This window comes from Chryseobacterium sp. NFX27, from assembly GCF_049887855.1.
Lineage (GTDB): Bacteria > Bacteroidota > Bacteroidia > Flavobacteriales > Weeksellaceae > Chryseobacterium.
Map to the genome: position 1 here is coordinate 1 of NZ_JAGEKK010000022.1, position 21,824 is coordinate 21,824.

Here is a 21,824-nt window from a genome sequence, read left to right on the forward strand (position 1 = left end):
AATGCATAAACAAAAGGAAATCAAAATGAAAACTTATAAAAGCAAAAACCAAAGCAAAAACAAATTTGCTCTGGTTTAATTATTTATTTTTGTCCTTTAATCTGTATCGGATTTTCAGGACGAGACACAATCTGAACTGTTACAGTAACAGAGTCAAAGGACTTTCCAGATATGTTTTTAAAGTCTGTAAGAACTGAGCTCCCGTAGCACCGTCTACCACTCTGTGGTCACATGCCAATGAAAGCTTCATGATGTTTCCTACCACGATCTGTCCGTCTTTTACAATCGGTTTTTCAATGATCGCTCCTACTGAAAGGATGGCAGAATTCGGCTGGTTGATGATACTTGTAAATGTTTCGATTCCGAACATACCCAGGTTTGAGATTGAGAATGTAGAACCTTCCATTTCATTGGCTTTAAGGCCTTTGCTCTTAGCTCTGGAAGCCATATCTTTTACTGCTGCAGAGATCTGAGTATAGTTCATCTGATCTGTATTTTTAAGTACAGGAACCACTAACCCGTCAGGAATAGCCACTGCTACACCCACATTGATATTTCCTCTGTGGATAATCTTATCTCCTGCCCAGCTTGAATTCACCTGAGGATGTTTTCTTAAAGCAACAGCAGTTGCCTTAATAATCATATCGTTGAAAGAGATTTTGGTATCCGGTAAAGAATTGATTTCTTTTCTGGCCTCAATTGCTTTATCCATATTGATCTCCACCATCAGATAATAGTGAGGAGCAGAGAATTTACTTTCAGCAAGACGTTTTGCAATAATATTTCTTACCTGAGAGTTTGGAGTCTCCGTATCTTCACCCTGAACAAAGCTCAATGCAACCTGAGCCGCTGCAGGAGCAGAAGCTGCCGGCTGAGCCTGTGTCTTGGAAGGCTGGTAGTTTTCAATATCTTTTTTAACGATTCTTCCGTTTTCACCTGAACCGTTAACGCTGTTGATATCAACCCCTTTTTCCTGAGCCATTTTCTTAGCTAACGGGGAAATCGCTACTCTTTCTGAAGAGGAAGAGCTTGCCGCCGGAGCTGCCTTTTCGTCCACTTTGGCTTCAGTTTTCTGTTCAGCAGGTTTTTCAGAAGCCTGAGCTGCTGCTTTTGGAGCACCAACTGCAGAAACATCTGTTCCTTCCGGACCGATAATTGCCAATACTGAATCTACCGGAGCAGCACCACCTTCTTCTACACCCTGCTTCAATAATACTCCGTTGAATTCAGATTCAAAATCCTGAACTGCTTTATCTGTTTCAATTTCAGCAAGAAGATCTCCTTCTTTTACTGTATCGCCTACATTTTTATGCCATTTCGCCACTTTACCTTCCGTCATTGTATCGGAAAGTCTTGGCATTGTAATAATTTCTACACCGGCAGGAACTTCTGCAGTAGTCTGCTCAATGCTGGTACCTTTATTTTCTGTTTTTGATTCTTCTTCAGTCTTTTTTTCTTCGGAACCACCTGCAGCCGGAGCAGCAGCTCCGCCAGTCAGTCCTGAAATATCCTCACCTTCATTCCCAATAATCGCTAAAACAGAATCCACAGCAGCAGCACCGCCTTCTTCTACACCAATATATAAAAGAGTTCCTTCTATTTCAGATTCGAAATCCTGAACAGCTTTATCTGTTTCAATTTCGGCTAAAATATCTCCTTCTTTTACTTTATCTCCTACTTTTTTATGCCATTTCGCCACTTTACCTTCCGTCATAGTATCCGAAAGGCGGGGCATCGTAATTACTTCTGCCATAATTTATTGTATTATTTTTTTAATATGATGATTAATAATAGAAACAGATGATTTTCCACACCATCTATCATTGGATCAACAAATTATTTTAGTTTTCTAATTTATCTAAGAATGGATAGTTTTCCTGAGCATAAACATATTCGTACACTTTATCAGGATCCGGATATGGAGAATTTTCCATGAATTCAATACACTCGTCTACAAAATCTCTTGATTTATTGTCAATCGTTTCCAATTCTGCTTCAGTAGCCCATCCGTTTTCCAAAATTCTGTGCTTTACAAGTTCCATAGGGTCATCATTTTTATGAATCGCTACTTCTTCCTTGCTTCTGTAAGGTTCAGCATCGGACATAGAGTGTCCTCTGTAACGGTAAGTTCTGGCTTCAATGAAAGTAGGTCCGTCTCCTCTTCTTGCTCTCTCGATTGCTTCGTAAGCTGCTTCGGCTACTTTTTCAGGATCCATTGCATCTACGGCAAGGCAAGGCATTTCATATCCTAAACCTAATTTATAGATATCTTCGTGGTTGGCTGTTCTTTTTACAGAAGTTCCCATTGCATATTGGTTGTTTTCTACTACAAATACTACAGGAAGTTTCCAGTTCATCGCCATATTGAATGTTTCGTGAAGCGATCCCTGTCTTGCTGCTCCATCTCCGAAGAAGCAGATATTTACAGCTTTTCTGTCAAAATATTTATCTGCAAAAGCAATTCCAGCTCCCAAAGGAATCTGTCCGCCTACGATACCGTGTCCGCCATAGAAACGGTGCTCTTTACTGAAAATGTGCATAGAACCACCCATACCTCCGGACGTTCCGGTAGCTTTACCACAAAGCTCAGCCATGATTCTCTTCGGATCTACCCCCATCGCCATTGGATGGATGTGGCATCTGTAAGCAGTAATCATACTGTCCTTTGTTAAATCCATTGCATGCGTGAAGCCGGCAGGAATAGCCTCCTGACCGTTATACAAATGTAAAAAACCTCTGATCTTTTGTTTTAGATAAAGAGAACGGCATTTGTCTTCAAACCTTCTCCACATAGTCATATCTTCATACCACTTCAGGTATACCTCTTTAGAAAATTCTTTCATGTGCTAGCTCTTGCTTTTTTATGATGAATATTTGAGCAAAATTATAAAAAAAACTTTGTTTTTATCGTATACATACTAATTGTTTTTTTGCTTATAGTGTTATATTTGAATTTTAAACTTAAATATGGAAGAAAAACAGCCTTCAACAGTACATAAAATTTCAAAAATCATCTCAGATTTTTTCAATCCGCTTGTTTCTTTATTTATTTTTTTCATTTATATGAGTATAAAGGAATATTCACTGAAAGACTCTCTTCTTTACTTTCTTCCTATATTATTAATGATTATTGCACCGGTCGTAATCTGGCTGGTTTGGAATGTAAAGACCGGAAGATATACCAATATGGACGTTTCGAACCGTGTCCAACGGAAAACACTCTATATTTTCATTGCTGCCTGTGTGGTTACCTATCTTGTTTTCAATTATTTAAAAAACGGATATATTGATCTTGTGATGCTGTTTGTTCTGATCCTTGTTTTTACAATGCAGATCAGTAATCTCTATATTAAAAGCTCTATGCATACAGCTTTTAATGTATTTGTTGCAGCCCTGTTCTTCACATTGGACTGGAAAGCCGGACTGGCATGGCTGGGAATTGCTGCTTTAGTGGGAATTACAAGAATTATTTTAAAAAGACATACAGTAAAAGAAGTATTTATGGGTGCCGGAATAGCATTTGTGGTATCTTTTATTTATCTTTATTGCAATATACAATTTCAACATTAAGAACATTCTATGAAAATAAATCATCTTACCGGTGCTGAGGAGAATTTTATGAAGCTGTTTTGGAAGCTTGAAACTTTTTATCTTAAAGACATCATGGAGCAGCATCCTGAACCGAAGCCGCACCAGAATACCGTATCTACTTACCTGAAAATACTGGTTGAGAAAGGTTATATCACAACTCAAAAGGAAGGAAGAATCTTCAAATATACTGTAGTTGTTCCTATGGAAGAATACCGTAAATTCCTGCTAAAAGAGCTTGCCCATAACTTTTTCAATGATTCAGGAAAGGAAATGCTGGAGTTTTTATTTAATGAAAAATTAATATCCCAGGATGACCTGAAGAATTATTTTGATCTTAAAATTGAACTTGTTCCCGCGAAAATTGAAGAACCGAAATTCGAATATGCTGAAGAGGTTTTAAACCCTAAAAAAGTTAAAAAGAGCAAACCAAAAGACAAGGATAAAGACAAGAAGAAAAAAAAGAAAAAAGACTAAGCACAAAATACACGAATCATGAAAACGAAAATCCGGGAAATAACAGGAAAGGCACAGGAGGTTCTGTCGCGCTATCCAATGGTTTTATTAATGGGACTGCTCTCTTCCGCGGGTGCCATTCGTATGTTGGACAGTAAGTATGACCGTGAATCGTTCTTCATTCATTCCAAATTCACTATTTGCTGCTGCCTTGGTATTTCTCTCATGTTTGCGTTGAAAATTCTTTCTCAGAGAATCGGAAAAAGACTGTTACTTGAAATATTGGGAACAGTCTTTCTGATCGGCTTTTTTTTCATTCTCCCTGCAAAAGAAAAAGATTTTACCGAAGTTCACGGCTTTATCATAGCTATTACCTTTCTTCTTTCTCACTTATTGGTTTCTTTTTGTGCCTTTCTTGAAAAGAATAAGGAGCTTAATTTCTGGCAGTACAATAAGAATCTTTTCGTCAATATTTTCCTGACGGCAGTTTTTACAGGCGTGCTTACTGGAGGTGTAGAGCTGGCCATCCTCGCAGTTGACAAATTATTCGATTTTAATTTCAGTGATAATTTATATGCTGATACGTTTTATGTGTTGGCTATTTTGGGAAGTTGTTTTATCTTTCTTCTGTTCAATGATACCGGGCTGAGCTATCTTGAAAAAGACAGTGCGTATCCGGTGATCTTAAAGTTTTTCACACAGTTCGTCCTGATCCCCCTGCTTTTCATTTATCTGGTCATCCTATATGTTTATTCATTTAAAATAGTTATCAACTGGGAACTTCCCAGAGGATGGGTTTCTTATCTGGTCCTGGCTTACAGTATTATCGGCATCCTTGCTTTACTCCTTGTATATCCTCTTAAAGAGGAAAAAGCAAAGTCCTGGGTCAAGGTATTTTCAAAGCTGTTTTATTACACGATAATTCCTTTACTTGTTTTATTATTTACAGCCATATTTACAAGGATCCTTGAGTACGGTTACACAGAGCCCAGGTACTTCGTATTGCTTCTGGCATTATGGCTATTGACTGTGGTTTCTTATTTTGTACTGAATAAAAAGGCCAGCATAAAATTCATTCCGGTCAGCTTATTTATATTTGGCGCTTTCTCATTGATCTTTCCTTATTTAAATGCATTCAGTATCGCTAAAAGAAGTCAGAAAAATCAATTGATGGCTCTTCTGGATAAAAACAAACTTCTGGTCAACAACAAAATAGATTTTCAAAAGAAAGTCTCTGATACTCTCGTTGATGAAATTGCCAATAAATTTGAATTTCTGGCTGAAAGAAAACAAAAAGATTTTCTACTGAATCTAACTGCCGGCAAAACGCATAATCTTTTAGCAGGAGACTTTGAGAACATTCACTCTTCATTGATCAGCAGTACTCTTAGAAATGCTTTTACCCATGTCAATAAGACTTCAGACGGATCAGACTTTAAAAGACTTGTCTTAGAATCGGAATCAAAAGTAACGAACATTCAAGGGTATCAGTACTTAATCAATTTTGACAGCTATAATCAGGAATCGAAATCTATCAATGGAGATACATTTATGATAGACAGCCAAACCGGAGGCAATAATAGAAAAACCATAAAAGTAACTCTTAATTCAGAGGAAACGATAGATTTTAGCTCAGCCATAGATACCCTGTTCGGAAACAATGCCGGCAATTCCGAAACTGTAAAAATGAAAGAAATCTCTATGGAAAGCGATTTAGGAAAATACCACATCAAAATAGTTTTTCCAAGTATTTCAAGAGAAAACTCTCCTTACAGTAAGCAAAAGAATATATTCTATAGTAATGCAGCATTGCTGATCAAAGAAAAATAGAAATAATAAGGCGGCTAAGGGGAAGTACAGTTTTGTATAACTCTGCTGAATGAAATGCCCTTGTTTTCCTTATTAAAATGCCGGAAATTCTACTTTATTTGCCTTTACGATAAAACATTATTTTCAGCGTTTTTCTTGTCTGAGCTCAGTTTTAATAATAATCATCGAAAAAAAACAAAAAGAAAACAACTAAAAATAATTATCCCTTCCTGAAATAATCAGCAAATGCCAATTACAATCAGGAAGGGATAATAATGCATAAAAAAAGCGGCTAAAAAGCCGCCTTATATTTTTACCAACGGTTTCCGCCGCCGTTACCACGGTTGTTTCCACCGCCGTATCCGCCGCCATTACCACGGTTGTTTCCTCCGCCGTATCCGCCGCTTCTGTTGTTGTCAAAGCTTCTTCTTGGTTTTTCTTCTCTTGGTTTAGCTTCTGATACGTTCAACTCTTTTCCGTTAAATTCTTTCTGGTTAAGAGCCTCGATAGCTTGCTTTCCTTCTTCATCACCCATTTCTACAAAACCGAAACCTCTTGAACGGCCAGTTTCTCTGTCTGTAACAATTTTAGCTGATGATACATCACCAAATTCTGCGAATAGATCGTGCAACTCATACTCTTTAGTTGCGTAATTGATGTTTGAAACAAAAATGTTCATTTTAAATAAAAATTAAAAATTAATAAAAATTTGGTATATAAAAGAAAAACAACATAAATTAATGAACAAATATTGATTCCAAATATAAACGTATGCAAGATACAATTAAAAATTTTAAATCAAAGTTTTTTTTAATGTATTTGTCACATTTTAATGAATTCAAAGCTATTTTTTATTGATTAATAATAAATAAGTATTGCTAATAACTAAAATTTTACTGAAATTTACCAAAAGTTAAAGTTAGTTAACATAATAAATTATTCTGTAAAGTGCAAAATACAACCTTTTAAAAGAGAAACAGCCCTATGCCTATTGTAATAAACCTTGATGTGATGATGGCTAAGAGAAAAATGTCACTGAACGAGCTTTCAGGAAAAGTAAATCTCACCCTATCCAATCTATCCAATTTGAAAACCGGAAAAGCAAAAGCAATCCGCTTCAGTACGCTTGATGCCCTATGTAAAGCTCTGGACTGCCAGCCCGGTGATATTTTAGAATTCACAGACTAATCTGAATTTAAACCGCAAGTATCTATGAATATGTAACCTTATTAATAACCTATATGAAACATACTACAAATTATATCAACACCTTTATTGAAGTTGCCGACGACTGCCCTATTTCCCAGGCTGAGACACCTCAGGAAAAGAAAGTAAAGACATTAGCAGAGCTTCAGTATGAGCAAATCATAAGAAATCCTTACCGCTACACCTCTGACGATATCATATTCGAATGTTATGCGCTGAAAAATGATATCCCGGAAAGCGAAAAGCAGCAGGCAAAAATACAGTTTTTCTCCAAAGGACAGCCTTGTCTCAGGTGTTCTCCACTGTCCAAACGTTATGGATTCGGAACTCATCATAATGAAGAAGGAAAAGTAGCCCTGTTTCCCGTTGAAAGTAATGAATATCAAAAATTTTTAAAAGATCCTGCAGTGAAAAAAGTAAAAGCAATGCGCTCCAAGAAAATATAATTGAGAAAATGAATCATGTCCTTCAGATCAGTAAATACCGTTTCTTTGATAAACCCAGTTTTTAACACTAAATTTGTGGAGCAAATTATCAAAACATGAACTATCATACCAGAAAATGGGTAAAGCCCGAAGATCTGAATCCCAATCATTCTCTTTTCGGAGGAAGACTTTTACAGTGGATCGATGAAGAGGCTGCGCTTTACGCAATCATTCAGTTGGAAAATACAAAAGTGGTTACAAAATTTATTTCAGAGATTAATTTTGTAAGCTCTGCAAAACAGGGAGACATTATAGAAATAGGTATTGAAGCCACACATTTCGGATCTTCATCTGTTACCTTAAAATGTAATGTAAGGAACAAAATGACCCACCAGACGATCATTACTGTGGACAAAATCGTAATGGTGAACCTGGACAGCGAAGGAAACCCTGCTCCGCACGGAAAAACACAGATTGAATTTGTAAAAGACAGACTCAGCAAACCATGAAAATTTTCATAAAAAACATGGTGTGTAACCGCTGTATTTCTGCAGTGGAAAAAATATTCAGCGAGGCTGGTATAACAGTAAACTCTGTAGCCTTAGGGGAAGTAGAAACCAACAGTGATGTGTCAGCAGAAAAAATGCTGACCATAGAAAAAAGTCTTCTCGAGACTGGATTTGAGAGGATCAAAGATTCTACCCACCAGCTTATTGACAAGATCAAAAATATGATCATCATCAAAATCGGTGAGCTGGACATTGATGAAAACTTTCTTCTCTCTGAGTTTTTAAGTTCAAAAATCCCCAAAGATTACAGCGCTCTTTCCAAAACCTTTTCTCAGAACGAAAATATTACCCTCGAACAGTTTTTTATTCTTCACAAAATAGAAAAAGTAAAAGAACTGCTTCTTTATAATGAACTCACCCTTACAGAAATTGCCGGGAAGCTGGGCTATAAAAGTGTTCAGCATCTTTCCTCCCAATTCAGGAATACTACAGGCTTTACGCCAACTGAATTCAAGAAACTGAAGGATCATCAGAGGAAGACTTTGGATAGTTTTTGAGTTTGAGTGTAGGAGGGTTTTAGAGTAAAGGAGTTTTTAAAATACTCAATTATTACAATATCAGAAACCTTCCCACTCTAAAACACTCAAACACTCCGACTCTCCCACTCTCATAGCAGGCAAAATTTTATAACTATTATCCTTAAATTTATAACAGCCTTACCAATTCATTTTGGAAATTTGCATTATAAATTCAAGAATCATGGAGAGACAATATAATATACTCGGAATGACCTGCTCCGGCTGTCAGAAAAAAATTTCTGAAAAGCTTAACTCTATTGAGGGAGTTACTGCCGACGTAAATCTGGAAAACAATACGGCAACCATCACGTCTGATAAGGAAATTGAACTGTCGGTTCTGAATAATGCTTTAGAAGAAATAGGAAAATACAGGCTGGCAGACCCAAATCAACCTACGGAAACATTTGTAACCCCCCAGGACAGGGTTTCTCCTTCATCAGTATATTACTGCCCGATGGAATGCGAGGGTGACAAAGTATACTTTAAACAGGGTGAAAGATGTCCGGTCTGTAAAATGTATCTGGTTCCCATCGAGGAAAAACAGGCTAAAGATCCCAATTATAAGCCCACCTACTCTTCCTCTAATCTACCCGAAAATTTTAAGAACAGCATTGGAAAGTATTACTGTCCTATGTTCTGTGAAGGGGATACAGTATATGATGAGAAAGGTGACTGCCCGGTTTGCCATATGCACCTTGAAAAAATTACTGAAGATTTAGTTAAAAATATTTCATCTCACAATCATCATTCTCACCATCACGGTCACAGCCATCATCATGAAGCTCCCAAAGTGACGGATGATATGGCTGGAAAATATTACTGTCCGATGTACTGTGAAGGCGACAAAACCTATGATTCCAATGTAGGCTGCCCCGTCTGCGGAATGGACCTTGTAAAATATCCGGAAAAGAAAACCGCAAAATATACCTGTCCTATGCATCCTGAAATCATCCGTGATGAACCGGGTGACTGTCCGATATGCGGAATGGATCTGGTAAGAATGCCAGACAGCGGAGAAGATGAAGAGGATGAAACCTATAATATCCTGAAAAAGAAGTTCTTGATTTCTCTTGCCTTCACTATTCCGGTTTTTATTCTTTCGATGGGCGGAATGTTCATCAATTTTCCTTTTTCCCATAAGATACAAGGGTTTATTGAGCTTGCCTTAACGCTTCCCGTGATGTTTTATTCGGGATGGTTCCTGCTGAAAAGAGGCTGGGTTTCTTTTAAAACGTGGAATTTAAATATGTTCAGTCTGATTGCTTTAGGTGTTGCAGCAGCATTTATCTTCAGTATTGCCGCCTTAGCTTTTCCTGATATAATCCCTCATGAAATCAGAGGTCACAATCATGAAATTCCTTTATATTTTGAGGCGGTCTGTGTGATCTTAACACTTGTAATTTTAGGACAGCTTATGGAAGCTGCCGCCCATAAAAAAACTGGAAATGCCATCAAGGAACTGATGAATCTTTCTCCCGATGAAGCCAATCTCATCATAAACGGAGAAGAAAAAAGAGTATTGCTTTCCCAGGTAAAAATCGGAGACCTTTTAAAAGTGAAACCTGGTGAAAAAATCCCCGTTGACGGTAAGATTACCGAAGGAAGCTCTTTGGTAGATGAAAGTATGATTACGGGAGAGCCTGTTCCTGTGGAGAAAAACACAGATGATAAAGTTTCTTCAGGAACGATTAACGGAAACAAGGTGTTCATCATGAAAGCTGAAAAAGTAGGCGATGAAACCCTTCTTTCACAGATTATTAAAATGGTTAATGAAGCCAGCCGGAGCAGAGCCCCGATACAGAAACTGACTGATAAGGTTTCCAAAGTGTTTGTTCCTGTGGTAATTCTGATTGCTGTTCTTACTTTTATTTTATGGCAGTTTTTCGGACCGGAAGGAAAAAGAAGCTTATTTGCATTCGTAAATGCAGTTGCGGTATTAATTGTAGCATGTCCGTGTGCCCTTGGTCTGGCAACTCCTATGTCCCTGATGGTTGGAATCGGAAAAGGAGCTAAAAGCGGAATTCTCATTAAAAATGCAGAAGCACTGGAACAGATGCATAAGGTGAATGTTCTGATCACAGACAAAACAGGAACTTTAACAGAAGGAAAGCCTTCTGTAGAATATATTGAGACTACAGGAAGCGGAGATAAAAATGAAATACTGAAACTGGCTTTTTCTCTTAATCAAAACTCGGAACATCCACTATCCAATGCGGTGATCAAAAGAGCAAAAATTGAAAATTTAACTGCTGAAAAGGTGGACTACTTTGAGAACATTTCAGGAAAAGGAGTTCAGGGCAAAATCAATGGAAAAACAGTTTATTTAGGAAATGAAAGCCTTCTGATTTCCAACCATTTGCCTGTTCCACAGGAATTAAAGCAAAAAGCAGTCGAAGTACAGTCCAAGGCACATACCATCTCTTATATTGCGCAGGATAAAACGGTGCTTGGCTTCATCAGCTTTACCGATAAAATTAAAGAAACTTCCAAAAAAGCAGTTCAGCGTCTGATGAATGAGGGAATTGACGTGATCATGATGACCGGTGACAATGAACATACGGCCAAGGCCGTTGCGGACGAGTTAGGAATCAAACATTATAAAGCAGGCTGTCTTCCGGAAGATAAGCTGAATGAGGTGAAAAAACTTCAGCAGCAGGGTAAAATCGTAGCAATGACCGGTGATGGGATTAATGATTCCCCTGCCCTGGCCCAGTCTGATGTAGGGATTGCTATGGGAACAGGAACCGATGTCGCTATGGAAAGTGCTGAGATTACCCTATTAAAAGGCGATATTTTAGGCGTTGCAAAAGCCAAATTGTTAAGTGAAAAGCTTCTTAAGAATATTAAAGAAAACCTGTTTTTTGCGTTTATCTATAATGTATTGGGAATTCCGGTAGCGGCAGGCTTATTGTATCCTTTCTTTGGAATACTGTTGTCACCTATGATTGCAGCAGCAGCAATGAGCGTCAGTTCACTCTCTGTTATTCTGAACTCACTGCGGCTGAACTCTGTAAATCTTGATGCAGATATAAAATAAGTCATGAAAAAAGAAAGTCTTTACATTGGATGTTCGGGATTTTATAATAACGACTGGAAAGGGTCGCTATATCCTGAAAGTACCCAAAGTAAAGACTTTCTTACCTTATATTCCGCGACTTTCAATACAGTGGAGATCAATTCCACTTTTTACAGAAAACCAACTGCTAAAACACTTCTGAAATGGTATGATGAAACACCCGCTGACTTTAAATTTTTCATTAAAATACCAAAAACCATTTCCCATGAAAAACGGCTGAAAGACGCTAAAGAAGATATTTCAGAATTCTGTAAACATATCCAAATTCATTTAAAGGAAAAGCTTTCCGGATTCCTGTATCAGTTTCCGCCTTCATTTAAAAAATCGAAGGAAAATATTGATCTGATATTGGCAAGCCTTGATTTCAATTATTTAAACGTGATAGAATTCCGTCATACCTCCTGGTGGACTGATGAAATTTTCACTGTTTTAAAAGAAAATAATATTGTTTTTTCCGGAGTCAGTTTTCCCGGTGATCTTCCTGAAAAAATAATAATCAATCATCCTGAAGTTTTGTATTACAGACTTCACGGAAAACCAATTCTCTATAAATCGGAATACAGTTCGGATTTCCTTGATGATCTGGCCGGAAAAATCAACCATTCAGGAAAAAAAACATTTGTATTCTTCAACAATACATGGGGCACTGCTGCCATTAAAAATGCGATATATCTTAAGGGGATTTTAAAATAAGTCTTTATGTTCTCCGTCATCATCTTAATTCTCTTTGCTATTCTATATTTAGAAACAAAATTCAGTAGTTTTATTTATTCAATTAAAATAATTCTCCAAAACAGGAAAAATATTTTAAACTCAACAGAAATAGAGAAAAGCTATTGTTTTTATAATTATAAATGTTAAAATCAGAGAAAAAGAAAAAGATAATTTAAAACCTTTTCATTCATTAAGAATTACGTTTAGATAAGTTCTTAAAATAAAATTAAAAAGCTACATTTTAGCAGACACTGGCATATAATTTGTTAATATTTTAAAGATAATTTAACATTTTTTAACGATTTAAATCTCCAGTATCTTTATGAGAAAAAATTTTGGGGGAAAGTCAAAAAACATGACTTTTCTCGGGATGACTGCATTGATGAGTGCGGCCTCAATTATATTTAACGGCTGCAACGGCAAAACTGATGTGAAAGAGTTTGAAAAAACAGTTTCACTGGAACATCCCACCGTGAAAACGGTCCCCAAAATAGATGATGAGAACATAGAATCCGATAAAAGAATCATTTACCTTACTTTTGACGATGGTCCCAACCAGGGAACGGAAAATCTCCTTAAAATATTAAATAAAAGGAATGTGTGTGCTACTGCTTTTCTGGTAGGAAAACACGCCTATGGAAGCAAAAGACAGAAAGATGATATGGAACTTTTAAAAAGCAACCCTCTGATCGAGCTTGCCAATCACAGTTTTAGCCATGCTCATAATAAATACACCGATTTTTATAAGAGCCCTGAAGCTGTAATCCATGATTTTGATATTGCCAAAGACAGTCTTAAGCTTTACGATAAGATAGCAAGAACGCCGGGAAGAAATATCTGGAGGCTGAACAATATTAATGTTACCGACATTAAAAGTTCCACCGATGCTGCAAACGGTCTTAGAAAAGCAGGCTATAAAGTGATCGGCTGGGATCTTGAATGGAGACCTTCTCAAAAAATGACCTTAAAAGGAAGTCATGAGGACATGATCAAAAAAGTGGACAGTATTTTCCTGAATGACCTGGAGAAAACATCACGACACCTGGTTTTCCTTACGCATGACCAATACCTCAGGGATGCCGATTCCATCAATGAACTGGATATGTTTATTGAAAAGCTGCAGAAAAGCAATAAATTTGTATTCAGAAAAATCTCTCAGTATCCGAAGATCAATGATATTCTTAATTAATGTAACAATGTATCAGTGTAGCAATGTAACAATTTAATGATGTGTTGAATAAATTACATTGGTGCTAACCTAGAACCGGTAACCTGCAATCCCAACAACAATTTTACAGATTCATTAGTTTTTTGCTTTTAAAATTCAGAAATTTGCATTCATGGATATTAAAGAAAATTATAACGCAATAAAAAACCAGCTTCCCGCGGGAGTTCAGCTGGTTGCCGTTTCCAAAACACATCCTGCTCAGACTGTTCAGGAGGTTTATGATCTGGGACAGAAAGTCTTTGGTGAAAACAAGGTTCAGGAGCTTATGGAGAAATACCCTCTCCTTCCAAAAGATATCCAATGGCACCTGATCGGGCATCTGCAGACAAATAAAGTAAAATATATTGCTCCTTTTATCGATACCATCCAAAGTGTGGATTCTGAAAAGCTTCTCGCTGAAATCAGTAAAGAAGCTGAAAAGAACGGCAGAACTATTAAAGCCTTACTTCAGGTAAAAATTGCAGCAGAAGAAACTAAGTTCGGACTTGATATTTCTGAAGCAAAAGCATTATTTCAACAGTATATTGACGGAAGATTTTCTAATGTTGACATCACAGGTTTAATGGGAATGGCCACATTTACAGATGATAAAGAACAGGTGAAAACAGAGTTTTTAATTTTAAAGAGGCTTTTTGATGAATTAAATCAATTAAAAACACTTGAAACTTTATCTATGGGAATGAGTGATGATTTCCCGGCTGCCATTGAATGTGGTGCCAATTCCGTACGGGTTGGATCCGCTATTTTCGGCAGAAGAGATTACTCAAAATAGTATATTTAGGTATGGTTTTTGCTAATAATTGAATCAAAAAATCTAAATTTGCAACTATGCAAAAAATCCTTATTGTAGAAGACGAAAAAGCAATCTCGGGAGTATTACACAGTATTCTTTCTGATGAACTTACCGATTACGAATTTGTTATCGCTGAAGATGGCCTTGAAGGCTACAAACAGATAGAAAAAGAAGATTTCGCATTGGTGATCTCTGATATCAAGATGCCTAAACTTTCAGGAACAGAACTCTTAAAGCAAAGTATGATCTTAAAGCCTGAAAGCACATTTATCATGATCTCAGGCCACGCGGATATTGATTCTGCTGTTTCCTGTCTGAAAGAGGGTGCATATGACTTTATTTCCAAGCCGATAGACATCAACAGACTGATTACCAGTGTTAAAAATGCTTTAGCTAAAGAAAGTCTGAAAAAGGAAAATAAAAATCTCCAAACTGAAAATAAGACCTTAAAGAAAAAGGTCAACAAAAAATACCAGATGATCGGTGATTCTCCTGCTTTGAAAAAGATCCAGGATATGATCGAAAAGGTAGCTGCTTCTGATGCCCGTGTTTTGATTACGGGACCTAACGGAGCCGGAAAAGAATTGGTAGCACACGCTATCCACAACCAAAGTGAACGTGCAAGAGGCCCGATGATCGAAGTAAACTGTGCTGCGATCCCTTCTGAGCTTATTGAATCTGAGCTTTTCGGACATGTAAAAGGTTCTTTTACAGGAGCGATTAAAGACAAGCAGGGAAAATTTGAGCAGGCGAACGGAGGAACCATCTTTTTAGATGAGATTGGTGATATGAGCCTTATTGCTCAGGCTAAGGTTTTGAGAGCATTGCAGGAAAGCAAAGTTTCTCCTGTAGGAAGCGATAAGGAAATAAAAGTTGATGTAAGGGTAATTGCAGCAACGAATAAGAACATGCAGAAGGAAATTGAGGAAGGAAAATTCAGAGAAGACCTTTACCACAGGCTTTCTGTAATTGAAATCTATGTTCCGCCGTTGGATGACAGAAAAGAGGATATCAAATTATTGGTAGATCATTTTTCCGGATTAATTGCCGATGAGCATGGTACTGCCGTGAAAAAGTTTGATGATAAGGCGATTGATGCGCTTAAAGTTCTTTCATGGACCGGAAATATCAGAGAACTGAGAAATGTTGTGGAAAGATTAATTATTCTTGGTGGAAACACTGTTTCTGAGGAGGATGTTGCAAGTTTTGTAAGGAAATAATTTAATTGAACATTAAATATATGATAACAATTTGCAGTAGCCTTACTGCAAATTTTTTTTGCTCTATTTTTAAATATTAAACTCTATATGAATCATAAAATACTATGAACTTTTTAAACAAAAACTATACGAAAGAATGCCTCACCCTGGCTCTTCCTGTGATGCTTACGCAGGTTGGGCAGGTCTCGGTGAATCTGTTCGACAATATCATTGTCGGAAAACTTTTAGGAGCGGATGCGCTGGCTTCCGTTTCATTGGGAAATGCCGTATTTTTCTCGGTGTTCGTACTGGCATTGGGATTTTCATTTGCCATACCGCCTCTGGTTTCTGAGGCACATTCCAAGCAGGACCACGGAACTATTAATTCTGTATTCAGCCACGGATTTGTGATCAATATGTCTGTAGGGGTTATTTTAATGGCTGTTTTGCTTTTAGGGATGCCGCTACTCTACCATTCCGGGCAGCCAGAGAAGATCATTCCGAATACGGTAGACTTTCTGGGTATTATGGCGATCAGTATGATTCCGTTCATGGCTTTTCAGACGCTTCGTGAAGTTTCTGAAGGTCTGTCTTATACCATCGGTGTTACAAAAGCTACGATCATTGCAAACATTATTAATATTGTACTGAACTATGTTTTCATTAAAGGACTTTGGATCTTTCCTGAAATGGGGGTAAAAGGATCAGCTTTAGCAACACTGATCTCCAGAATATTCATGGTCGTATTTCTTTATTTCGTATTGGTTAAAGAGAAAAAAACAAGAAGATATATTAAAGATTTTTCTTTAAAAATTCAGGTTTTCTCCAAAAATATGTTTGACAGAATGGTGAAACTGGGCCTGCCTACCGCTTTACAGATGTTCTTTGAAGTGACAGCTTTCGCCGGTGCAGCATTTATCTGCGGGCTTATTTCAGCTCACGATATTGCCTCTCACCAGATTGCTTTAAGTATGGCTTCATTTACCTTCAACCTTTGTGTAGGGTTCAGTGTAGCTTCAACGGTTATGATCGGAAGAAAGCTTGGTGAGCAGAACTTTGTTGAATTAAGAAAAGTAGGAATTAACAACCTGAAAATCGCCTTTATTTTCATGTGCATCTGTGGATTGGTCTTTATTCTGGGAAGAAATATATTACCTACTTTCTTTACTAAAAAAGAAGAAATTGAAGTGATTAGCCTTGCATCGAAATTAATGATCATTGCTGCTTTATTCCAGCTTTCGGACGGAATCCAGGTAACGGCTTTAGGGATGCTCAGAGGACTTCAGGATGTGAAGATCCCATCAATCTATACTTTCATCGCTTATTGGGTGATTACCATTCCTTTAGGATATTTCTTATGTGTCACTTTAAAAATGGGTGCTTTCGGAATGTGGATTGCTTTAGGACTGGGTCTCACAGTTTCTGCCGTTTTCCTGGTGAAGCGATTTTTAAATATGTCTGCGAAGAGAATAAATCAGAAACAGAACATAACAATAGATCAATTGGGAGATTAAATTCTATCGATTATATTTAAAACATGTTGCGCGAAGTCTCCGACTTCGCGCAACATGTTTTATGCATCAATTCTTATAACAGTAAAATAAGTATGAATGTATTATTCTTTTCCGTCCTGAAATACCAGAGACTTATCCTACTCTTTTTCCTAAGATCGTCAGACTTCTTTCTATTCCATCCAGAACTGCGACATCAGGAAACATTCCCCATTCTTCAAATCCAAAATTTCTGAAGAGTTTCAAACTGGCTTGATTATGGGAGAAGATAAATCCGAGCAGTGTTTTTATTCCCAGACCCGGAGCACTAGCTATACAGTATTCCATTACTTTTTTTCCGTATCCTTTTCCGCGGCAGGATTCATCGAGGTAAATACTCATTTCAACCGTTCCGTTATAGGCCGGTCTTCCGTAAAATGAAGAAAAACTGACCCATCCTACCACTTCATAACCATTTTCAATAATCCACAGGGGTCTTGTTTCGGGGTTATGTTCGTCAAACCATTTCTTCCTGCTTTCTACAGTGACATTTTCTGTATCAGCAGTCACCATTCTTGAAGGAATGGTAGAATTATATATCTCAACTATTTTTTCTAAATCGTTCGGTGCAGCATTTCTGAATTGCAGGTCTTTCATTTTGGTAGATTCCGGCTTTATTTCGTGCAAAAATACGGAGGATAAAGTTTTTTACACAGAAAATCAGTCAATAATTGTAATTAATATGAGGGATGAAAAATGGTTACTATTCATCTTTTTAGATATCCTTGTCAAGGTTTTGAACCTTGACAAGGATATTGCCCGAAATTTTTAAGGTAAAAAAACAATCTAACTGGTTCTTCCACGAAAACATACCAGTAGCCTTTTCGCAATCAATAGCTTTCTTCTCTCATCCTCCATCTTCGTTACTTTATTTATCCAGATTCTTCAAAGTTCGGTTCAGACTTCTCACTGTAATTCCCAGATAAGCAGCCATATCTTCTTTTGAAATCTCTATTTCCTGTTGAGCCTGCAATTCAATAAGCTGTGCTAAAGTATGTTCAGCCGCATACAGCTGCTGATAAGAGGCTCTTTTGGATGTATTGACAATACGTTCGGCAAATACATCCAGCAACAGATTATTCAAGGAGATATCAGTTTTAATCAAAGCTCTGAAATACGGTATAGCTACAGCATAAACAGTGACATCCGTAACCGCTTCAATACTGCAAAGGCAGGGAATATTCCGTATCAGCTCTATCTCCCCGATGATCTCTCCTTTCCCCAGGAATTCAACAATATATTCTTTATCGTTCTCTTCAACAAAAAAACATTTGGTAATTCCCTCTTTGATCAGCATTACTTTAGAGGATGTTTCGCTCTGCGTGAATATTCTATCGCCTTTGGAAAAAGATCTTACTGCGATATCTTCTTTACGTTCCTGTTTTTCGTATAGATCTTCCAGATAGTTTAAAAATAGCTGATTGGTCCGTAACATATTATATCCGGGACAAATGTCCTTTTCTGTTTGAATTTTTATATTGAATTTTGTCACGAGAAAAATACAAAAGTAAAATGAATAATCATATAACAACCATCGCTTTTGATGCAGATGATACACTTTGGATCAATGAACCTTATTTTCAGGAAGCTGAAAAGGAATTTTGTACACTGCTTGAAGATTATCTGCCACAGCATTCTGTTTCTCAGGAACTATTCACGACCGAAATGAAGAATCTTCATCTCTACGGTTATGGCGTAAAAGGTTTTATGCTGTGTATGATAGAAACCGTCAGCAGGATTTCAGAAGGTACAGCATCCATGCAGTTGATTAACCGCACCATTGAGATAGGCCAGGAACTGCTGCAGAAACCTATAGAATTGTTAGATGGAGTCACAGAAACATTGGATAGGTTAAAAGGGAAATATAGACTGGTAGTGGCAACAAAAGGCGACCTGCTGGATCAGGAGCGAAAACTTAAAAATTCAGGACTTCAGGGGTATTTTCATCATATAGAAATTATGAGTGACAAGAAGGAAGCTGATTACCAGAAACTGTTGAAACACCTGGACTGCCAACCAGAACAATTTCTAATGCTCGGGAATTCTATAAAGTCGGACATTCTTCCAGTACTGGAAATCGGAGGTTTTGCAGCACACATTCCTTATCATGTGACATGGAGCCACGAACAACATGAGCATCACTTAGAGCATGAAAACTTTATGGAACTGAAAAGTATTGATGAAGTGTTGAAATACTTATAAAAAATAATCCCGTTCTCAATAATGAACGGGATTTGTATTTAAATATTTTATTTCTTCAGACACTTCTCAAGGAACTGATCCTGTTCCCATAAAAGGTGTAAGATATTTTCTTTAGCTACATAACCATGAGATTCTTTCGGAAGCAGAACCATCTTCACAGGAGCTCCCAAATTTTTAAGAGCCTGGAAATATCTTTCCGTCTGCAAAGTAAAAGTTCCGGGATTGTTATCAGCATCACCATGTACTAAAAGCATTGGTGTCTTCATTTTATCAGCATTCATGAATGGCGACATGGTGTTATAGATTTCCGGAACATCCCAGTAATTTCTCTGTTCGCTCTGGAATCCAAACGGAGTCAGCGTTCTGTTATAAGCTCCACTTCTGGCAATACCACATGCAAAAAGCTTAGAATGCGTTAAAAGATTGGCCGTCATAAAAGCACCGTAAGAATGTCCTCCTACAGCCACTTTCTTTTTGTCGATGTATCCTAGCTGATCGACAGCATTGATCGCAGCGTCTGCATTCGCTACCAGCTGCGGAATGAAGGTATCATTAGGTTCAGTTTTTCCTTCTCCGATAATTGGGAAAGCAGCATCATCCAGCACAGCATAGCCTTTTGTAGTCCAGTATACGAAAGATCCGTAATAGGGGAATGTAAAGTCATTAGGGTTCTGGGTATTCTGTCCTGCAGTATTCTTATCCTTGTATTCTGTAGGATAAGCCCAGATCAGTAAAGGAAGCTTTTCTTTTTTAGCTTTTCTGTCGTAATTGGCAGGCAGGTAAAGAGTTCCCGTTAAAGTAACACCGTCGTTTCTTTTGTAGGTAATTACTTCTTTATAAACGTCTTTAATACTTTCAAAAGGGTTCGCAAATTGAGTTACCGGTTCTGCTTTATTGGATTTAATATTCTTTTTAAAATAATTCGGATACAGGCTTGGAGACTGCTGAGTCGTTAGAATTTCGCCTTTTGAAGGATTCAGGATATCAATGATTTCCTCCTTGCCGTTCTTAATGTTAGACGTATACAGTCTTTTCTTTTTTAGGGACTTTACATCCATTTCATCGATGAAAGGATGCTGACCGTCTTTCGTAAATCCGTCTCCAATCAGGTAGGTCTTCCCTCCTTTCATATCAATTACATATCTTCCGTACTGATTTTTTGTAGTGCTGAAATTCCCGGGATCACTGTAAACATCCTGGTAATTTCTGTCATCAAAAACTTTCGATTCACCGTTATTAAGATCCACAAGGAAAGATTTGGTATTTCTTGTATCATACCATCCTTCAGAAACTATGGCATAGTGATCATTGGTCCAGCTTACGCCTTCATATCTCTGTTTTGTTTTAAAGAATGATTTTGGTGCAGCGGTAAACGGAGCCTCCCATGTAAAGATCTCATCCCTGTACTCAGCAGATTTAGACTGGTCACCTCCATCCAGTGCTTCAGCGAATGTTAAAGTAGCCGGCGCGTCACTTCTCCAGCCCATGCTTCTTTTCCCTGTTCTTACAGATGAAAATCCTTTTGGCATTATTTCATTTAAAGGAACATCGTTTACCACTTTCACTGCATTCCCTTTCATATCGTATACGGTAGTTGTCAGAGGAAATCTGTTTAAAGGAACAATGTATGAAAAAGGTTTTTTGATTACGGTGGCCATTAAATAATTTCCGTCCGGGGAAAAGCTTAAACCGGAATACATATCCTGATCTTTTACTTTTTTGAGGTTTCCGTTCAGGTCTACATTATAAATTTCTGAAGCGGTAAGAACCTCAAAGTTTTTTTCATCCTGAGGATTTTTCAGAAGATCCTGATACGTTCTATTCTGCGAAACCTTACCGTCAGCCGTAGAAACTATGGGTCCGGTTGGGAGATCTTTGCTGGCATCTATCAGAGCAGGCCTGTTCTGAGGAAGCGTTCTGATCAGAAGGCTTTTGGAATCATTGTACCATGTGTAAGGTGTTCCTAAGTTAGCATTCAGGTTATCACCGGTAATTTTTTTGGCAGAAGCAGTTTCCATATCTACGGTCCAAAGTTCTACTCCTTTCGTAGTCGTATTGGTAAATGCCAGTGTTTTTTCGTCCGGCGAAAATGAAATATAAGTAATTTTGGCATTGGCAGGCAGGTTTTTCACCTGAATCTCGCTTTTATCATTGATCTTTCTGATCTTCAGATTATCGGAGTACGTCACACTGCTTGAAATATTAGTAACCGGATTGATTCTTAAGCCGGCAAGTTTCATTTCCTGCTGATTAAGATCTTCCAGTGTTTTATAGGTCGGGCGGTAAGTAAAAACCACCCAGTCTTTTTTGCTGTTCATCAGAACGCTTGGCGGCCTTTCATAATCTGCAAGCTTTAGAATTTCAGCAGATGGTTTTTGATAAGTAATATTCTCCTGTGCGTCATAGAAATTGAGAAATGCCAGAAGGCAAATAGTCAGTTTTATCTTCATAAAATTCGTTTTCTACGAATGTAGTGATTTTTGCGAATAAT

Annotated in this window: 20 protein-coding genes; 14 read left to right on the forward strand and 6 right to left on the reverse strand. The window is 37.5% G+C overall.

The window, feature by feature from the left end; translation table 11 throughout:
• Positions 1-139: 139 nt before the first annotated feature.
• Both J4Q03_RS18795 and pdhA read right to left on the reverse strand, forming a co-directional pair.
• The gene (locus J4Q03_RS18795) at positions 140-1,753 is read right to left on the reverse strand and encodes a 2-oxo acid dehydrogenase subunit E2 (protein ID WP_426049649.1); all 1,614 of its coding nucleotides are present in this window, start codon (positions 1,751-1,753) and stop codon (positions 140-142) included.
• A gap of 88 nt (positions 1,754-1,841) precedes the next feature.
• Positions 1,842-2,843: a pyruvate dehydrogenase (acetyl-transferring) E1 component subunit alpha gene (pdhA, locus tag J4Q03_RS18800; RefSeq protein ID WP_111953105.1), complete on the reverse strand. Its 1,002-nt coding sequence runs from the start codon at positions 2,841-2,843 to the stop codon at positions 1,842-1,844.
• Positions 2,844-2,967: 124 nt separating this feature from the next.
• Here pdhA and J4Q03_RS18805 point away from each other — a divergent pair, with 124 nt between their 5' ends.
• From J4Q03_RS18805 to J4Q03_RS18815, 3 genes are read left to right on the forward strand one after another with little or no spacing between them, the layout of a single operon-like run.
• A complete protein-coding gene (locus tag J4Q03_RS18805; protein ID WP_426049650.1) occupies positions 2,968-3,570 on the forward strand; it encodes a phosphatase PAP2 family protein in 603 nt (200 codons plus the stop codon).
• Between the two features lie 9 nt (positions 3,571-3,579).
• Positions 3,580-4,065 (forward strand): BlaI/MecI/CopY family transcriptional regulator, encoded by a 486-nt coding sequence (locus J4Q03_RS18810; protein ID WP_426049651.1) that lies wholly within the window; start codon positions 3,580-3,582, stop codon positions 4,063-4,065.
• A gap of 18 nt (positions 4,066-4,083) precedes the next feature.
• Positions 4,084-5,874 carry a DUF4153 domain-containing protein gene (locus tag J4Q03_RS18815; protein WP_426049652.1) on the forward strand — a complete coding sequence of 597 codons (1,791 nt, stop codon included), beginning with the start codon at positions 4,084-4,086 and terminating at the stop codon, positions 5,872-5,874.
• A 292-nt stretch (positions 5,875-6,166) separates the two neighbouring features.
• Here the strand turns inward: J4Q03_RS18815 and J4Q03_RS18820 are convergent, their stop codons facing one another.
• The gene (locus tag J4Q03_RS18820; protein ID WP_426049653.1) at positions 6,167-6,532 is read right to left on the reverse strand and encodes an RNA recognition motif domain-containing protein; all 366 of its coding nucleotides are present in this window, start codon (positions 6,530-6,532) and stop codon (positions 6,167-6,169) included.
• A gap of 305 nt (positions 6,533-6,837) precedes the next feature.
• Here J4Q03_RS18820 and J4Q03_RS18825 point away from each other — a divergent pair, with 305 nt between their 5' ends.
• The 10 genes from J4Q03_RS18825 (at position 6,838) to J4Q03_RS18870 (ending at position 17,095) form a co-directional block, all read left to right on the forward strand.
• Positions 6,838-7,041 carry a helix-turn-helix domain-containing protein gene (locus tag J4Q03_RS18825; protein WP_426049654.1) on the forward strand — a complete coding sequence of 68 codons (204 nt, stop codon included), beginning with the start codon at positions 6,838-6,840 and terminating at the stop codon, positions 7,039-7,041.
• Between the two features lie 53 nt (positions 7,042-7,094).
• Positions 7,095-7,505 carry a DUF6157 family protein gene (locus J4Q03_RS18830; RefSeq protein WP_426049655.1) on the forward strand — a complete coding sequence of 137 codons (411 nt, stop codon included), beginning with the start codon at positions 7,095-7,097 and terminating at the stop codon, positions 7,503-7,505.
• Between the two features lie 95 nt (positions 7,506-7,600).
• Entirely contained in the window at positions 7,601-7,993 is a 393-nt protein-coding gene (locus J4Q03_RS18835) for an acyl-CoA thioesterase (protein ID WP_426049656.1), read from the forward strand.
• Complete coding sequence (locus J4Q03_RS18840) at positions 7,990-8,550, forward strand: helix-turn-helix domain-containing protein (RefSeq protein WP_426049657.1); 561 nt, start codon at positions 7,990-7,992, stop codon at positions 8,548-8,550. The genes J4Q03_RS18835 and J4Q03_RS18840 overlap by 4 nt, the downstream gene beginning before the upstream one ends.
• 202 nt (positions 8,551-8,752) lie before the next feature.
• The gene (locus J4Q03_RS18845; RefSeq protein ID WP_426049658.1) at positions 8,753-11,608 is read left to right on the forward strand and encodes a heavy metal translocating P-type ATPase; all 2,856 of its coding nucleotides are present in this window, start codon (positions 8,753-8,755) and stop codon (positions 11,606-11,608) included.
• Between the two features lie 3 nt (positions 11,609-11,611).
• A complete protein-coding gene (locus J4Q03_RS18850; RefSeq protein ID WP_426049659.1) occupies positions 11,612-12,340 on the forward strand; it encodes a DUF72 domain-containing protein in 729 nt (242 codons plus the stop codon).
• Positions 12,341-12,683: 343 nt separating this feature from the next.
• Positions 12,684-13,550, forward strand: a complete 867-nt coding sequence (locus J4Q03_RS18855) for a polysaccharide deacetylase family protein (RefSeq protein ID WP_426049660.1) — start codon at positions 12,684-12,686, stop codon at positions 13,548-13,550.
• 151 nt (positions 13,551-13,701) lie between these two features.
• Positions 13,702-14,361: a YggS family pyridoxal phosphate-dependent enzyme gene (locus tag J4Q03_RS18860; RefSeq protein WP_426049661.1), complete on the forward strand. Its 660-nt coding sequence runs from the start codon at positions 13,702-13,704 to the stop codon at positions 14,359-14,361.
• Positions 14,362-14,417: 56 nt separating this feature from the next.
• The gene (locus tag J4Q03_RS18865) at positions 14,418-15,602 is read left to right on the forward strand and encodes a sigma-54-dependent transcriptional regulator (RefSeq protein ID WP_426049662.1); all 1,185 of its coding nucleotides are present in this window, start codon (positions 14,418-14,420) and stop codon (positions 15,600-15,602) included.
• Positions 15,603-15,706: 104 nt separating this feature from the next.
• The gene (locus J4Q03_RS18870; protein WP_426049663.1) at positions 15,707-17,095 is read left to right on the forward strand and encodes an MATE family efflux transporter; all 1,389 of its coding nucleotides are present in this window, start codon (positions 15,707-15,709) and stop codon (positions 17,093-17,095) included.
• A 132-nt stretch (positions 17,096-17,227) separates the two neighbouring features.
• Here J4Q03_RS18870 and J4Q03_RS18875 read toward each other — a convergent pair whose 3' ends face one another.
• Both J4Q03_RS18875 and J4Q03_RS18880 read right to left on the reverse strand, forming a co-directional pair.
• Positions 17,228-17,728 (reverse strand): GNAT family N-acetyltransferase, encoded by a 501-nt coding sequence (locus J4Q03_RS18875; protein ID WP_426049664.1) that lies wholly within the window; start codon positions 17,726-17,728, stop codon positions 17,228-17,230.
• Positions 17,729-17,999: 271 nt separating this feature from the next.
• Entirely contained in the window at positions 18,000-18,566 is a 567-nt protein-coding gene (locus J4Q03_RS18880) for a Crp/Fnr family transcriptional regulator (protein ID WP_426049665.1), read from the reverse strand.
• 77 nt (positions 18,567-18,643) lie between these two features.
• Here J4Q03_RS18880 and J4Q03_RS18885 point away from each other — a divergent pair, with 77 nt between their 5' ends.
• Positions 18,644-19,333: an HAD family hydrolase gene (locus J4Q03_RS18885; RefSeq protein ID WP_426049666.1), complete on the forward strand. Its 690-nt coding sequence runs from the start codon at positions 18,644-18,646 to the stop codon at positions 19,331-19,333.
• A gap of 47 nt (positions 19,334-19,380) precedes the next feature.
• On the opposite strand, the gene J4Q03_RS18890 is transcribed toward J4Q03_RS18885, so the two are convergent.
• Complete coding sequence (locus J4Q03_RS18890; RefSeq protein WP_426049667.1) at positions 19,381-21,783, reverse strand: prolyl oligopeptidase family serine peptidase; 2,403 nt, start codon at positions 21,781-21,783, stop codon at positions 19,381-19,383.
• Positions 21,784-21,824 lie beyond the last annotated feature (41 nt).

Coding starts and splice junctions, on each gene's coding strand:
- J4Q03_RS18795 (WP_426049649.1), bottom strand. CDS start 1,753: ATGGCAGAAGTAATTACGATGCCCCGCCTTTCGGATACTATGACGGAA.
- pdhA (WP_111953105.1), bottom strand. CDS start 2,843: ATGAAAGAATTTTCTAAAGAGGTATACCTGAAGTGGTATGAAGATATG.
- J4Q03_RS18805 (WP_426049650.1), top strand. CDS start 2,968: ATGGAAGAAAAACAGCCTTCAACAGTACATAAAATTTCAAAAATCATC.
- J4Q03_RS18810 (WP_426049651.1), top strand. CDS start 3,580: ATGAAAATAAATCATCTTACCGGTGCTGAGGAGAATTTTATGAAGCTG.
- J4Q03_RS18815 (WP_426049652.1), top strand. CDS start 4,084: ATGAAAACGAAAATCCGGGAAATAACAGGAAAGGCACAGGAGGTTCTG.
- J4Q03_RS18820 (WP_426049653.1), bottom strand. CDS start 6,532: ATGAACATTTTTGTTTCAAACATCAATTACGCAACTAAAGAGTATGAG.
- J4Q03_RS18825 (WP_426049654.1), top strand. CDS start 6,838: ATGCCTATTGTAATAAACCTTGATGTGATGATGGCTAAGAGAAAAATG.
- J4Q03_RS18830 (WP_426049655.1), top strand. CDS start 7,095: ATGAAACATACTACAAATTATATCAACACCTTTATTGAAGTTGCCGAC.
- J4Q03_RS18835 (WP_426049656.1), top strand. CDS start 7,601: ATGAACTATCATACCAGAAAATGGGTAAAGCCCGAAGATCTGAATCCC.
- J4Q03_RS18840 (WP_426049657.1), top strand. CDS start 7,990: ATGAAAATTTTCATAAAAAACATGGTGTGTAACCGCTGTATTTCTGCA.
- J4Q03_RS18845 (WP_426049658.1), top strand. CDS start 8,753: ATGGAGAGACAATATAATATACTCGGAATGACCTGCTCCGGCTGTCAG.
- J4Q03_RS18850 (WP_426049659.1), top strand. CDS start 11,612: ATGAAAAAAGAAAGTCTTTACATTGGATGTTCGGGATTTTATAATAAC.
- J4Q03_RS18855 (WP_426049660.1), top strand. CDS start 12,684: ATGAGAAAAAATTTTGGGGGAAAGTCAAAAAACATGACTTTTCTCGGG.
- J4Q03_RS18860 (WP_426049661.1), top strand. CDS start 13,702: ATGGATATTAAAGAAAATTATAACGCAATAAAAAACCAGCTTCCCGCG.
- J4Q03_RS18865 (WP_426049662.1), top strand. CDS start 14,418: ATGCAAAAAATCCTTATTGTAGAAGACGAAAAAGCAATCTCGGGAGTA.
- J4Q03_RS18870 (WP_426049663.1), top strand. CDS start 15,707: ATGAACTTTTTAAACAAAAACTATACGAAAGAATGCCTCACCCTGGCT.
- J4Q03_RS18875 (WP_426049664.1), bottom strand. CDS start 17,728: ATGAAAGACCTGCAATTCAGAAATGCTGCACCGAACGATTTAGAAAAA.
- J4Q03_RS18880 (WP_426049665.1), bottom strand. CDS start 18,566: ATGTTACGGACCAATCAGCTATTTTTAAACTATCTGGAAGATCTATAC.
- J4Q03_RS18885 (WP_426049666.1), top strand. CDS start 18,644: ATGAATAATCATATAACAACCATCGCTTTTGATGCAGATGATACACTT.
- J4Q03_RS18890 (WP_426049667.1), bottom strand. CDS start 21,783: ATGAAGATAAAACTGACTATTTGCCTTCTGGCATTTCTCAATTTCTAT.